At 69.8% G+C, this 13,434-nt stretch carries 11 protein-coding genes; 6 read left to right on the top strand and 5 right to left on the bottom strand.

All coding sequences use genetic code 11. The features are described from left to right. The first annotated feature begins 95 nt into the window (after positions 1–95). Positions 96–1,862 (top strand): ABC transporter ATP-binding protein/permease, encoded by a 1,767-nt coding sequence (locus tag QTI45_RS09695; protein WP_286369003.1) that lies wholly within the window; start codon positions 96–98, stop codon positions 1,860–1,862. On the opposite strand, the gene queC is transcribed toward QTI45_RS09695, so the two are convergent. The 5 genes from queC to QTI45_RS09670 form a co-directional block, all read right to left on the bottom strand. Further along, positions 1,841–2,542, bottom strand: a complete 702-nt coding sequence (gene queC / locus QTI45_RS09690) for a 7-cyano-7-deazaguanine synthase QueC (protein ID WP_286654186.1) — start codon at positions 2,540–2,542, stop codon at positions 1,841–1,843. The two genes, QTI45_RS09695 and queC, sit on opposite strands and share 22 nt — an antisense overlap. Before the next feature lie 5 nt (positions 2,543–2,547). Continuing rightward, positions 2,548–2,985, bottom strand: a complete 438-nt coding sequence (locus QTI45_RS09685; RefSeq protein WP_286654185.1) for a TA system VapC family ribonuclease toxin — start codon at positions 2,983–2,985, stop codon at positions 2,548–2,550. Next, the gene (locus QTI45_RS09680) at positions 2,982–3,209 is read right to left on the bottom strand and encodes a hypothetical protein (RefSeq protein WP_286369000.1); all 228 of its coding nucleotides are present in this window, start codon (positions 3,207–3,209) and stop codon (positions 2,982–2,984) included. The genes QTI45_RS09685 and QTI45_RS09680 overlap by 4 nt, the downstream gene beginning before the upstream one ends. Before the next feature lie 73 nt (positions 3,210–3,282). Next, on the bottom strand, positions 3,283–3,744 hold the full coding sequence (locus QTI45_RS09675; RefSeq protein ID WP_286368999.1) for a cyanophycin metabolism-associated DUF1854 family protein: 462 nt from the start codon (positions 3,742–3,744) through the stop codon (positions 3,283–3,285). Then, positions 3,744–6,020, bottom strand: a complete 2,277-nt coding sequence (locus tag QTI45_RS09670; protein WP_286368998.1) for a cyanophycin metabolism-associated ABC transporter — start codon at positions 6,018–6,020, stop codon at positions 3,744–3,746. The genes QTI45_RS09675 and QTI45_RS09670 overlap by 1 nt, the downstream gene beginning before the upstream one ends. Positions 6,021–6,147: 127 nt before the next feature. Here QTI45_RS09670 and QTI45_RS09665 point away from each other — a divergent pair, with 127 nt between their 5' ends. The 5 genes from QTI45_RS09665 (at position 6,148) to QTI45_RS09645 (ending at position 13,427) form a co-directional block, all read left to right on the top strand. Next, positions 6,148–8,388 carry a cyanophycin synthetase gene (locus QTI45_RS09665; protein WP_286654184.1) on the top strand — a complete coding sequence of 747 codons (2,241 nt, stop codon included), beginning with the start codon at positions 6,148–6,150 and terminating at the stop codon, positions 8,386–8,388. Positions 8,389–8,425: 37 nt separating this feature from the next. Beyond that, positions 8,426–10,993 carry a cyanophycin synthetase gene (gene cphA / locus QTI45_RS09660; RefSeq protein WP_286654183.1) on the top strand — a complete coding sequence of 856 codons (2,568 nt, stop codon included), beginning with the start codon at positions 8,426–8,428 and terminating at the stop codon, positions 10,991–10,993. A gap of 169 nt (positions 10,994–11,162) precedes the next feature. Beyond that, complete coding sequence (locus QTI45_RS09655; protein ID WP_286368995.1) at positions 11,163–11,522, top strand: hypothetical protein; 360 nt, start codon at positions 11,163–11,165, stop codon at positions 11,520–11,522. A gap of 110 nt (positions 11,523–11,632) precedes the next feature. Further along, the gene (locus tag QTI45_RS09650) at positions 11,633–11,884 is read left to right on the top strand and encodes a hypothetical protein (protein ID WP_286368994.1); all 252 of its coding nucleotides are present in this window, start codon (positions 11,633–11,635) and stop codon (positions 11,882–11,884) included. A 37-nt stretch (positions 11,885–11,921) separates the two neighbouring features. Continuing rightward, entirely contained in the window at positions 11,922–13,427 is a 1,506-nt protein-coding gene (locus tag QTI45_RS09645; RefSeq protein WP_286654182.1) for a CYTH and CHAD domain-containing protein, read from the top strand. Positions 13,428–13,434: the final 7 nt, after the last annotated feature.

The following is a 13,434-nucleotide window of genomic DNA, read 5'->3' as shown; positions in this document are numbered from 1 at the left end:
GCCCCGGCTTTCAGCGCCGCTTAAGGAAAGCGCGGCCGCCTGGGTTTAGGATGAAAGCAACGCGCCGCCCCCAGGCGCGAACCCACTCCCACGCCATGACTGCAAGCACCGGTTCCAAGAGCATGCTGACCACCCTGCGCCGCATCGGCGGGCTGGCGGCGCCCTATTTCAACTCCGAGGAGAAATGGAAGGCCCGCGGCCTGCTGGCGGCGATCGTGGCGCTCAACCTCGGCGTGGTCTACATGCTGGTGCTCAACAACCAGTGGTACGCGCGCTTCTACGACGCGCTGCAGAACAAGGACCAGGCGGTCTTCTGGAAGGAGATCGCCTTCTTCTGCTGGATCGCAGCCGGCTACATCGTGATCGCGATCCTCAAGTTCTACCTGACCCAGCTGCTGCAGCTGCGCTGGCGCGCCTGGATGACGCGCAGCTACCTGCAGCGCTGGATGGCCGACCGCACCTTCTACCGGCTCGAGCTGGCACGCTACGGCCAGCACGACGGCCAGACGCCGGACAACCCCGACCAGCGGATCCAGGAAGACATGCAGATCTTCACCGACTACACGATGACGCTGTCGATGGGGCTGCTCAACGCGGTGGTCACGCTGGTGAGCTTCATCGGCATCCTCTGGGGCCTGAGCGGCGTGGCGGACTTCTCGCTCTTCGGCCACAGCTTCTCGGTGCCCGGCTCGATGGTCTGGATCGCTCTGCTCTACTGCGCCGCCGGCACCGTCATCACCCACTACATCGGGCGACCGCTGATCGGCCTCAACTTCCAGCAGCAGCGCTATGAAGCCGACTTCCGCCACCACCTGGTGCGGGTGCGCGAATACAGCGAGGCGATCGCGCTCGACCGCGGCGAGAAGGTCGAACACGGCCAGCTCGAGCTGCGCTTCGGCGCCGTGCTCAAGAACTACCTGCAGCTGATCAAGAAGCAGAAGAACCTGGTCGCCTTCACGGCCTCGTTCGGTCAAGCCTCGGTGATCTTCGCCTTCATCGTGCAGGCGCCGCGCTTCTTCAGCGGCGCGATCCAGCTCGGCCAGCTGATGCAGGTCAACTCGGCCTTCGGCCGGGTGCAGGATTCGCTGAGCTGGTTCGTCGACAACTACGACCGCGTGGCCGTCTGGCGCGCCACGGCCGACCGGCTGAGCACTTTCGAGGCCGCGATGCGGGCCAATGCCGGCGCGACCAGCGCACTCGAACGCGCGCCCGCCGACAACGACGCGGGGCTGCGCGCCGACGGCTTCGGCGTCACCCTGCCCGACGGCGCACGCCTGATCGAAGGCGCTGCCCTGGCCGTCAGCCCCGGCGACACCGTGATGCTGCAAGGCCCCTCGGGCAGCGGCAAGTCGACCCTGTTCCGGGCCTTCGCCGGCATCTGGCCGTTTGCCAAGGGCCGGGTCTCGATGCCCGACAACACGATGTTCATTCCGCAGCGGCCCTACGTGCCGGACGGCCGGCTGCGCGATGCACTGGCCTATCCGCAGCCGGCCGCGAACTTCACGGACGCGCAGCTGAGGCAGGCCCTCGACGACGCCCTGCTGCCCGACCTGGCCGGCCGGCTCGACGACCGCGATGCCTGGAGCCAGAAGCTCTCGGGCGGCGAGCAGCAGCGCCTGGCGATCGCCCGCGTGCTGCTGCGCAAGCCCGCCTGGCTGTTCGCCGATGAAGCAACGAGTGCGCTCGATGCCGACAGCGAGGCCAAGCTCTACAAGCGCCTCGCCGCGATGGTCCAGGCCGCGGGCGGCGCGATGGTGTCGATCGCGCACCGGGCCTCCGTCGGCGACCACCACCAGCGCCGCTGGACACTGGTGCCGCAGCCCGAAGGCAGCGGCGCGCGCTACAAGGTCGAGGCGACGTAGCGCTCCCAACCCCGGGCGCGCAGTTCGCAGGCCGGGCAGTTGCCGCAGCCGTAGCCCCAGTCATGGCGCTGCGAGCGGTCCCCCAGGTAGCAGGTGTGGGTGTCTTCCGCGATCAGCTCGAGCAGCGCGTCGCCGCCCAGCCGATGCGCCATGGCCCAGGTGGCCGCCTTGTCGATCCACATCAGCGGCGTCTCGATCACGAAACGCCGGTCCATGCCGAGCGTGAGCGCGACCTGCATGGCTTTCATCGTGTCGTCGCGGCAATCGGGATAGCCCGAGAAATCGGTCTCGCAGACGCCGGTGACGATCACCTCGAGGCCGCGCCGGTAGGCCAGCGCGCCGGCCAGGGTCAGGAACAGCAGGTTGCGGCCCGGCACGAAGGTGTTGGGCAGGCCGTTGGCCTGCATCTCGAAGGCGATGTCCTGTGTCAGCGAAGAGGCGCTGACCTGGCCCAGCACGTCGAGCGCGAGCAGGTGGTCGTCGCCCAGGCGCGGCGCCCAGTGCGGGAAGCGCTCGCGCAGGCGTGCCAGCACCGTGAGCCGGGCGTCGAGCTCGACCCGGTGGCGCTGGCCGTAGTCGAAGCCGATGGTTTCGACCCGCTCGTATTTCGCCAGCGCATCGGCCAGGCAGGTGGTGGAGTCCTGGCCACCGGAGAAGAGGACGAGGGCGGTGGTGTGCATGATGTTCAGTCCGGAATCCTGATGTGGCGCTGCCTTTCGGCGGCGGTGGCGAGCAGCTGCGCGATGCCGCCGTCGAAAGTGAGCAGCCTGGCGCCGTGGCGCATCGCCAGCGTCAACAGCCAGGCATCCGTGATCTGCCGATGCCCGCGCAGGCCGCCGGTGCAGCTGCCCAGCACCTGCTCGATGCCGAAATCCAGCGCCAGGAAGCGATGCTTGGGATGCGCGGTATTGCGCAGCAGCACTTCGGCGATCTCGCCGATCGAGAGGGCCTGGCCCGAGAACGCCGGCTGGGAGATCACGCGCACGAAAGCGGCCTGTGTCAGCGCGCTGGTGGCCCAGCCCTCGCGCGCATGGCGGCCGAACCAGCGAAGCATGCGCTCGTGGTGTTCATGCGCCGGCCAGCCCAATGCGATCAGCGCATTGGCGTCCAGCAGCCAGCTCAAGGCGCGTCTTCCAGCAGGTCCCTGACCTGCCGGCTGGTGACGCGCGGCGCATCGGGCGGCAGCTCGAACACCCAGACCCCCGCCTTCTTGCGCACCGGCAGGCGCTCGCCGCCGCCGCGCCGGATCAGCTCGGAGATGGCTTGCCCGAGCTTCAGCGCGCGCGCCTGCGCATAGGCCTGGGCCACTTCGAAGGCGTCGTCTTCCAGAGTGACTGTGGTGCGCATGGCTGATGCACTTTCATGGGTTTGATGCACTTCATTCTATTTGATGCACCTCCCCGGCGGCCCAGCGATGCCCCTACAGGAAGCGCTCCAGCAGCTTGCGCGACCCACGGTCCAGCGACTTCACGTCCGGGATGCGGAACTGCACCCCGTGCGCGCTGGCGATCAGCAGCGCGCCGCCTTCGAGCCGGCGGATGTCTTCCTCGGCCTTCAGCACGAAGCTGGTCTCGCCGCGGTCGGTGGCAACGCTCCAGGTGCTCGGCACGCCGAAGCTCGACACCTTGTGCAGCTTCAGCAGCGTCGGCGCGAAGTCGCGCGCCGCGAGCTCGTGCGCCAGCAGCGCACGCCAGGACTCGGGCAAGGCATCGACCCGGTCCACCCACAGCAGTTCGCGCCCGTCGCTGCCGACCAGCGACAGTCCGTCGTCGGGCGCGCTGAGCGGAAAGGCGCGCACCGGCAGCACGCCGACATGGCGCAGGCCCTCGCCGTCGATCAGCACCAGGCGGCCGAAGGCATCGCGTTCGATCTCGAATTCCATCATGCGTCCCCCGCCGGATGTGCCGCATGGCTGCCCAGCGCCAGGGCCACCGAGGTGCGTTCGGCCAGCGCACCCGCGCTCTCGTCGTCGGCCTGCCGCAGCTGCGCCTGGTAGAGCCGCCAGTAGGCGCCCTGCTTCTCCATCAGCGCGTCGTGCGGCCCGACTTCGACGATCTCGCCGCGGTCCATCACCACCAGCCGGTCGGCCTTGCGCAAGGTCGACAGCCGGTGCGCGATCGCGATCGTGGTGCGTCCCTGCACCAGGTTGTCGAGCGCCTTCTGGATTTCCTTCTCGGTCTCGGTGTCGACCGCGGACGTGGCCTCGTCGAGGATCAGGATGCGCGGGTCGATCAGGAGCGCGCGCGCGATGCTGATGCGCTGGCGCTCGCCGCCCGACAGCCCCTGGCCGCGCTCGCCCACCAGCGAGTCATAGCCGTGCGGCAGGCGCAGGATGAAGTCGTGCGCATGGGCGGCCCGGGCCGCGGCCACGATCTCTTCGCGCGTTGCATCGGGCTTGCCGTAGGCGATGTTCTGCGCGATGGTGCCGAAGAAGAGGAACGGCTCCTGCAGCACCAGCCCGACATGGCGCCGGTAGTCGGCCACCGCGAAGCGGCGGATGTCGCAGCCGTCGACCTTGATGGCGCCGTCCGTGACGTCGTAGAAGCGGCAGATCAGGTTCACCAGCGTGCTCTTGCCGGAGCCGCTGTGGCCCACCAGGCCGATCATCTCGCCCGGCTCGATCACCAGGTCGAGGTCGCGGATCACCGCCCGGCTGCCGTAGCGGAAGCCGACATCGGCCATCTCGATGCGGCCCTGCACGCGCTCGACCTTGACCGGGTTGGCCGGCTCGGGCACGTTGCTCACGTGGTCGAGGATGTCGAAGATGCGCTTGGCGCCCGCAGCGGCCTTCTGCGTCACCGAGACGATCCGGCTCATCGAGTCGAGCCGCGTGTAGAAGCGCCCGATGTAGGCGATGAACGCGGTCAGCACGCCGACCGTGATGCGCCCGCGCGCCACCTGCCAGATGCCGAAGCCCCAGACCACCAGCAGGCCGATCTCGGTCAGCAGCGACACGCTGGGCGTGAACAGCGACCAGGTCTTGTTGAGCTTGTCGTTGACCTGCAGGTTGTAGGCATTGGCGGCATGGAAGCGCTTCGCCTCGCGCTGCTCCTGCGCGAAGGCCTTGACCACCCGGATGCCGGGAATGGTGTCGGCCAGCACGTTGGTGACCTCGCTCCAGACCCGGTCGATCTTCTCGAAGCCGGTGCGCAGGCGATCGCGCACCACGTGGATCATCCAGGCGATGAAGGGCAGCGGCACCAGCGTGACCACCGCCAGCAGCGGATTGATCGAGAACAGGATCACCGCGGTCATGGTGATCATCAGCACGTCGGTCAGGAAGTCGAGCGCGTGCAGCGACAGGAAGACGTTGATGCGGTCGGTCTCGGAACCGATGCGCGCCATCAGGTCGCCGGTGCGCTTGCCGCCGAAGTAATCGAGCGGCAAGGTCAGCAAGTGTTCGTAAGTGGTGGTGCGCAGGTCGGCGCCGATGCGCTCGGAGACCAGCGCCAGCAGGTAGGTGCGGGCCCAGCCCAGCGCCCAGCCGACCAGGGCCGCCGCCAGCAGCGCGGCGAGGAACATCACGACCTTGGCGACCGCGATCTGCTGCCCGTTCTGGAACGGGATCAGGATGTCGTCCATCAGCGGGATGGTCAGGTAGGGCGGCACCAGGGTCGCGGCGGTCGATGCCAGGGTCAGCAGGAAACCGGCGATCAGCTGCTTGCGGTAGGGCTTGGCGAAACGGCCGAGGCGCAGCAGCACCCAGGTCGAGGGCGGCGCCTGCAGTTCGGCCTCGACGAAGGGCGCGTCGTCGGATTCGGCGCCGGCTGCTGTCGCCTGCGCGACACCTGCGATCCGGGTGTCGAAGAGTTTCTGCAGCCGCAAGGCCGCCGGCTGCTGGGCCAGCGTGAATCGCCAGCGCCCGAGCCGCCCCTCGGGCCCCATGAGGTCGAGGGTGCCGATGCCGGCGTGGTCGCTGAGCTGGATCTCCAGCCCCGGCGCCGGCAGCCGCCATTCGGTCCATTGGCCGCCCGGCTCCCGCGCCAGCAGGCGCTGATCGGTCAAGGCCAGCAGCCCGGGCTTGAATCGAAAGTCTTCGTCGAGGTCAACCGGGAGGCTCGCCAGAACGTTTTCCGCCACTGAGAGCCGACTTTTCAGAGCGTCTGAAGCCGCCTCCCCTTCGCCCCCCGGGGTTCCGACTGGATCGTGATGTTGCATTGTGTTTCTGTATCTCTGGCCCGCCGACGGACCCCTCATGGCGCTCTTCGCGCGCCGATTCTGACCGATGGCCATGGGCGCGCTTGAAGGCGCATCCGTGCTCGGCCAAAGCACATCGAACGTTTTCATGACCCGTTTCGACGACATCCAACTGCTGCGCATCAACTATTTGCGCGGTCCGAACCTCTGGACCTACCGGCCCGTGCTGGAAGTCTGGCTCGACCTGGGCCTGCTCGAGGACCATCCGTCGAACACGATTCCCGGCTTCACCGACCGCCTGACCACCCTGCTGCCAGCGCTGATCGAGCACCACTGCGGCGTCGGCGAGCGCGGCGGCTTCATCCAGCGCCTGACCGAAGGCACCTGGTCCGGCCACGTGCTGGAACACGTGGTCATCGAACTGCTGAACCTGGCCGGCATGCCGACCGGCTTCGGCCAGACCCGCAGCACCTCGCAGCACGGCGTCTACCGCATGGTGTTCCGGGCCCGCGACGAGCAGGTCGCCCGGGTCGCGCTGGCCGAAGGCCACCGGCTGCTGATGGCGGCGATCAACGACCTGCCTTTCGGCGCCGCCGACGTCCAGCGCGCGGTCGATGCGGTCAAGGCCAAGGTCGAGGATTGCTACCTCGGCCCGAGCACCGCCTGCATCGTCGGCGCCGCCACCGACCGCGGCATCCCGCACCTGCGCCTCAACAGCGGCAACCTGGTGCAACTGGGCTATGGCGCCAACCAGCAGCGCATCTGGACCGCCGAGACCGACTACACCAGCGCCATCGGCGAATCGATCGCCAGCGACAAGGAGCTCACCAAGTCGCTGCTCGCCAGTTGCGGCGTGCCGGTGCCGGAAGGCCAGGTGGTGGCCAACGCCGAGGAAGCCTGGGAAGCGGCCGAGGACATCGGCCTGCCGGTGGCGGTCAAGCCCTCTGACGCCAACCACGGTCGCGGCGTTTCGCTCGAACTGCACACCCGCGAGGAGGTCATGGCCGCCTTCGCGGTCGCCGAGCCCGAAGGCAGCGACGTGATGGTCGAGCGCTTCATCCGCGGCGCCGAGCACCGCCTGCTGGTGGTCGGCGGCCAGGTGGTCGCTGCCGCGCGCGGCGAGATCATCACCGTCACCGGCGACGGCCGCTCGAGCGTGGCCCAGCTGATCGACAGCCAGCTCAACAGCGATCCCCGCCGCGGCGCCGAGGAAGAATATCCGCTGGACGTGATCGTCCTCGAGACCGACGCCAAGCTGCAGCTCGAACTCAAGCGCCAGGATCTGGTCGGCGCTTCGGTGCCGGCCACCGGCCGGATCGTCACGATCCAGCGCAACGGCAACATGGCGATCGACTGCACCGATCAGGTGCATCCCGAGGTCGCCCACGCGGCCGTGCTGGCGGCCCGCGTGGTGGGCCTGGACATCGCCGGCGTCGACCTGGTGGCCGAGGACATCTCGCGTCCGCTGGCGGCCCAGCGCGGCGCCATCGTCGAAGTCAATGCCGGCCCCGGCCTGCTGATGCACCTGAAGCCGGCCGTCGGCTCGCCCCGGCCGGTCGGCCGCGCCATCTGCGACCACCTGTTCCCCGATGACGCGCCGGGCCGCATCCCCGTGGTCGGCGTCGCCGGCTCGCGCGACAACGCGGTGCTGTCGCGCCTGGTGGCCTGGCTGATCGGCCTCGGCGGCCGCCACACCGGCCTCGCCTGCCGCGACGGACTGTTCCTCGAACGGCGCCGGGTCGATGCCCGCGACAGCGCCCACTGGGAAGCCGGCCATCGCCTGCTCGTGAACCGCGCCGTGCAGGCGGTGGTGATCGAGAACGGCGCCGAGACCATCCTGCGCGACGGCCTGGCCTATGACCGCTGTGAAGTCGGCATCGTGACCGACCTCGAAGGTGCCGAGGCGCTAGGCGAATTCGACATCACCGAGAGCGACCAGATGGTCAAGGTGCTGCGCACCCAGGTCGATGTCGTGCTTCCCGAAGGCACGGCCGTGCTGAACGCCGGCGACCCGCGGGTGGCCGGCCTGGCCCCCTTGTGCGATGGCGACGTGATCCTCTACGCCGCCGATCCGCAGGCCGAGGCGCTGGCCAAGCACCGCGATGCCGGCGGCAAGACGGTGCTGGTGCGCCAGGACCGCGTGGTGCTGGCCACCGGCAGCAGCGAATCCTTCCTGCCCGGACTCGGCCGGCTGACGATCTGGCGCGCCACGCACGCCGGCGTCAGCCTCGAGAGCCTGCTCGCCGCGGTCGCCGCGGGCTGGGCGATGGGCATTCCGCTGAACCTGATCGGGGCCGGCGTCGAGGCCTTCGAAGCCGACTTGCAGGCGGCGCTGGCCTCGCTGCAGCTGTCGCAGACCCTGATTTCACCCGAACCTCAATTTGCCTGACCGGCCGGGCCTCCGGGCCCATCGGCACACGAACGCTATGGAAGTCACCCGCATCCGCGCCCTGCGCGGCCCCAATCTGTGGAGCCGCCACACCTGCATCGAGGCGATCGTGCGCTGCACGCCGGAAGAATCCGCGCTCGACCACTCGCCGGGCTTCGAGAACCGCCTGCGCGCGCTGTTCCCGACCATCGGCGAGCTGCATCCGATCGTGCTCGGCCAGCCGCTGGCCCTGGCGCATGTGCTCGAAAACGCCGCCATTGCCCTGCAGGCGCAGGCCGGCTGCCCGGTGAACTTCGGCCATACCTCGCGCACGCTCGAGGAAGGCGTGTTCCAGGTCGCCTTCCAGTACAGCGAGGAGGCCGTCGGGCGGCGCGCGCTCGAGCTGGCCAAGGGGCTGATCGACGCCGCCCAGGCCGGCGCCGAGTTCGATGCCACCGCGGCCATCACGGAGCTGCGCGATCTGGACGAATCCGAACGCCTGGGCCCGAGCACCGGGTCGATCGTCGACGCAGCGGTGGCGCGCGGCATCCCGTTCCGCCGCCTGACCAGCGGCAGCCTGGTCCAGTTCGGCTGGGGTTCCAAGCAGCGCCGCATCCAGGCCGCCGAGGTCGACAGCACCAGCGGCGTGGCAGAGGCCATCGCGCAGGACAAGGAGCTCACCAAGCAGCTGCTCAACGCCGCCGGCGTGCCAGTGCCGCTGGGCCGGCCGGTGAGCGATGCCGCGGACGGCTGGGCCGCGGCCCAGGAAATCGGCCTGCCGGTGGTGGTGAAGCCGCAGGACGGCAACCAGGGCAAGGGCGTCACGGTCAACATCACGACCCGCGAGCAGCTGCTGGCGGCCTACGACTCGGCGGCCGCCTATGGCGAAGTGATGGTCGAGAAGTTCCTGCCGGGTTTCGACTTCCGCCTGCTGGTGGTCGGCGACCGGCTGGTGGCGGCGGCGCGCCGCGATCCGCCGCAGGTGATCGGCGACGGCGCGAAGTCGGTCCGCGAACTGGTCGAGCTGGTCAACCAGGACCCGCGCCGCGGCGAAGGCCACGCCACCTCGCTGACCAAGATCCGGCTAGACGACATCGCGATCGGCCGCCTCGAGGCGCAGGGGCTCAAGCCCGACAGCGTGCCGGCGCTCGGCCAGCGCGTGGTGCTGCGCAACAACGCCAACCTGTCGACCGGCGGCACGGCCACCGACGTCACCGACACGGTCCACCCCGAAGTCGCCGCGCGCGCGGTCGATGCGGCGCAAATGGTCGGCCTGCATATCTGCGGCGTCGACATGGTCTGCGAGAACGTGCTGCGCCCGCTCGAGGAGCAGCACGGCGGCGTGGTCGAGGTGAATGCCGCCCCGGGCCTGCGGATGCACATCTCGCCCTCTTTCGGCCGCGGCCGGGCGGTCGGCGAGGCGGTGATGGACACCCTCTTCGCGCACGGCGACGACGGCCGCATCCCGGTGGTGGCCGTGACCGGCACCAACGGCAAGACCACCACGGCGCGGCTCATCAACCACCTGCTGGCCGGCAGCGGACTGCGCACCGGCATGACCAACACCGATGGTGTCTACGTCGACGGCCGCCAGACCGACAGCGGCGACTGCAGCGGCCCGAAGAGCGCGCGCAACGTGCTGCTGCATCCCGACGTCGATGCGGCCGTCTTCGAAGTGGCCCGCGGCGGCGTGCTGCGCGAGGGCCTGGGCTTCGACCGCTGCCAGGTGGCGGTGGTGACCAACATCGGCAGCGGCGACCATCTCGGCCTCAACTACATCACCACCGTCGAGGACCTCGCGGTGCTCAAGCGCGTGGTCGTGCGCAACGTGGCGCCCGATGGCTACGCGGTGCTGAACGCGGCCGATCCCAACGTCGCCGCCATGGCGGCCACCTGCCCCGGCAGCGTGATCTTCTTCACCGCCGACCGCACGCACCCGGTGATGGCCACGCACCGGGCGCAGGGCAAGCGCACCGTCTACGTCGACCAGGACACGCTGGTGGCGGCCGAAGGATCCTGGCGCGAGCGCATCCCGCTGCGCGACGTGCAGATCACGCGCAACGGCACGATCGGCTTCCAGGTCGACAACGTGATGGCCTCGGTGGCGGCGGCCTGGGCCGTGGGCCTGGACTGGGACACCATCCGCAGCGGCCTGGCGAGCTTCAAGAACGATGCCGCCGGCGTGCCCGGCCGCTTCAACGTGATGGACTACCGCGGCGCCACCGTGATCGCCGACTACGGCCACAACACCGACGCCATGCGCGCCTTGGTGGCGGCGGTCGACACCATGCCCGCCAACAAGCGCTCGGTGGTGATCAGCGGTGCCGGCGACCGCCGCGACTGCGACATCCGCGACCAGACGGCGATCCTCGGCGAGGCTTTCGACGACGTCATCCTCTACCAGGACGCGGCACAGCGCGGCCGCGCCGACGGCGAGGTGATGGCCCTGCTGCGGCAGGGCCTGCGGGGCGCCCGGCGCACCAGCTTCGTCGACGAGATCCGCGGCGAGTTCATCGCCATCGACAGCGCACTGGCCCGGCTGCAGCCCGGCGACCTGTCGCTGATCCTGGTCGACCAGGTCGAGGAAGCGCTGGCTCACCTGGCCAAGCGCATCGCCGCCGGCTGACCGCGCCGGCCGGGGTCCGGCCGCCGGGCGCGGCGCTGTCCGACAAGAATGCGCGGCCGGGTGACGGGCGCGCGGCCTTGCCGTCCCACACGCTTCTCGAGTTCCAGCCCGCACAGTCGAGGCCCTGGGGTGGCGCGAGCCCGCGCCGCCATGACTCAAGGAGTGACCCATGAAAAACGCCCTGCGTTCCTGTTCCGCCGCGCTGCTGGCCGCCGGCAGCCTGTTCGCCGCCTCTTCCGCCTTCGCCGTCGGCCCGGCACCGGGTTCCCTGCCCTGCGATGGCGTCATGCAGGACCGGAACGCCTGCCTGCGCGAGCGCGGCGCGGCCGCCGACATGGCGCGCCGCGGCGCCTTCCCGGCTCCGGACGCTGCCGCCCTGCAGCAGAATGCGCTCGCGCGCTGCGAACGCCAGCCGGCCAGCGACCGGGAGGCCTGCGAAGCCAGGGTCGTCGGGGGTGCTTCGAGCAGCGTCACCGGCAGCGTGCTGGGCGGCGGCGTGATCCGACAAGCCGAGACTCCGGTTCGTTGAAGATTGGATGACAGCGGCGCGGGAAAGCCCGCGCCTGTCATATGACTGTCACAAATGGGCCGAGGCCGCTGACTATAGTGAGGGGAATGTATTAACAAGGAATTTTCCCCATGAACGCCATCAAGGTCGCCCGCCGCTTCATCGAAACGGATCCGACCGACGCGTCCGCCCAGATCCTTGCCCGACTGGTCCTGGCCCTGGAATCCGAGGCCAGTTTCGAACTGGTGACGCTCTACAACCTCGACTACAAGAGCTTCCAGCTGGCGATGGACATCCTGAAGGAATGGCGGCTCGATCGCTACTACGCGAGCAAGTCCAAGCTGTACGATCTGTCGCTGCAGGTCAGCGAACTCAAGGAGTGACGCCAACGCCAACGCGTTCGGGTCACGGAGTGGCCCAGTGACGGAATTCGAACTCAAGTTCCAGGTCGATGCCGCGCACCAGACCGCGGTCGAGGCGGCGGTGGCTCGCGGGCGCTCGCACCGCGCCCATCTGCGCGCCCGCTACTACGACACCGCCGACGGCGCATTGGCAGCGCAGCGCATCGTCTTGCGGGTGCGCAAGGAGGACGGTGCCTGGATCCAGACCGCCAAGGCCCCGGGCCGCAGTCTGGTCGAGCGCCTGGAGCACAACGCCGAGTTGCCGCCGGCCCCGGCCAGCGCGACCCCGCTGCCGCTGCTCGGCCGCCACGAAGGCACGCCGGTCGGCGAGCGGATCGCCGAGGCCTTGCGCCAGGCCGGCCACGACCCGGCCGAGACGATCGAACTGGTGCCGCTCTACGGCACGGACGTCTGGCGCACCACGCGCGAGATGCGCAGCGGCGATGCGCTGGTCGAACTCGCCTTCGATGTCGGCAGCGTGCGGGCCGGCGACAAGACGCAGCCGCTGCGCGAACTCGAGATCGAGCTCAAGCATGGCAGCCCCTCGTCGCTGCTCGAACTCGCCGGCCGCTGGAGCGCCCGCTACGGCCTCTGGCTCGACACGGTCTCGAAGTCGCAGCGCGGTGAACGGCTGGCGCGCGGCGCGACGCACGGCGCACCGGTCAAGGCGTCGCCGCCGCGACTGAAGACCGGCGCCAGCGGCCCCGAGCTCTTTCGCGCCGTGCTCGACAGCTGCCTGGCCCAGATTCTTCCGAACGCGAGCGAGGTCGCGGCGGGCAGCCCCGACCCCGAACACGTCCACCAGCTGCGCGTCGGCATCCGGCGCCTGCGCACCGCCCTGCGCGAAATGGCCAGCTTCGCACCGGCCATCGACCCGGCGTGGGAGCCGGTGCTGGCCGAGACTTTCGGCCGGCTGGGACGGCAGCGCGACCGGGACCATGTGGTGGGGGGCCTGCAGCCGCGGCTGCTGGCCCACGGTGCGCCGCCCGTCGACCTCGGCGAAGGGTCGGCCGCCATCCAGCCGGCCGAGGAGGTGGTGCGTGACCGCGCCTTCCAGTCGGTGCTCATGCGCCTGATCGCCGCCTCGCTGCCCGTGCCCGATGGCAGCGCGGCCGAATCCGGCAGCGGGCCCGGCTCGGCCCGCAAGGCGATCCGGGCCCGGCTCTCGACGCTGCACCGGCAAGTGCTGAAGGACGGCCAGCGCTTCGAGCGCCTGGAGCCCGAACAGCAGCATCGCGTGCGCAAGCGCCTCAAGCGGCTGCGCTACCTGGGTGAATTCGTCGCACCCTTGTTCGGCCGGCGTGCCGCCGAGCGCTTCCTGGCGCAACTCGAGCCGGCACAGGACGCGCTCGGCGCGCACAACGACGCCGCGATCGCGATGGCGGCCTTCCGGGCGCATGCCGCGCACGACGGCGCGGCCTGGTTCGCGGTCGGCTGGCTCGCCGCCAACCAGCCCGCCAGCGCGAAGCTGTGCCGACAGGCGCTGGTCCGGCTGGCCGATCTGCGTCCGTTCTGGAAGGATTGAGTTCGTC

Origin of the sequence: Variovorax saccharolyticus, assembly GCF_030316765.1 — a bacterium.
Lineage (GTDB): Bacteria > Pseudomonadota > Gammaproteobacteria > Burkholderiales > Burkholderiaceae_C > Variovorax > Variovorax saccharolyticus.
The sequence above is the reverse complement of the archived record's forward strand: the minus strand, read 5'-3'. Positions and strand labels throughout refer to the sequence as shown.

Bases quoted from the DNA above. Each gene is read 5' to 3' on its own strand.
- QTI45_RS09695 (WP_286369003.1), top strand. From the start codon at position 96: ATGACTGCAAGCACCGGTTCCAAGAGCATGCTGACCACCCTGCGCCGC.
- queC (WP_286654186.1), bottom strand. From the start codon at position 2,542: ATGCACACCACCGCCCTCGTCCTCTTCTCCGGTGGCCAGGACTCCACC.
- QTI45_RS09680 (WP_286369000.1), bottom strand. From the start codon at position 3,209: ATGCGCACCACAGTCACTCTGGAAGACGACGCCTTCGAAGTGGCCCAG.
- QTI45_RS09675 (WP_286368999.1), bottom strand. From the start codon at position 3,744: ATGGAATTCGAGATCGAACGCGATGCCTTCGGCCGCCTGGTGCTGATC.
- QTI45_RS09670 (WP_286368998.1), bottom strand. From the start codon at position 6,020: ATGCAACATCACGATCCAGTCGGAACCCCGGGGGGCGAAGGGGAGGCG.
- QTI45_RS09665 (WP_286654184.1), top strand. From the start codon at position 6,148: ATGACCCGTTTCGACGACATCCAACTGCTGCGCATCAACTATTTGCGC.
- cphA (WP_286654183.1), top strand. From the start codon at position 8,426: ATGGAAGTCACCCGCATCCGCGCCCTGCGCGGCCCCAATCTGTGGAGC.
- QTI45_RS09655 (WP_286368995.1), top strand. From the start codon at position 11,163: ATGAAAAACGCCCTGCGTTCCTGTTCCGCCGCGCTGCTGGCCGCCGGC.
- QTI45_RS09650 (WP_286368994.1), top strand. From the start codon at position 11,633: ATGAACGCCATCAAGGTCGCCCGCCGCTTCATCGAAACGGATCCGACC.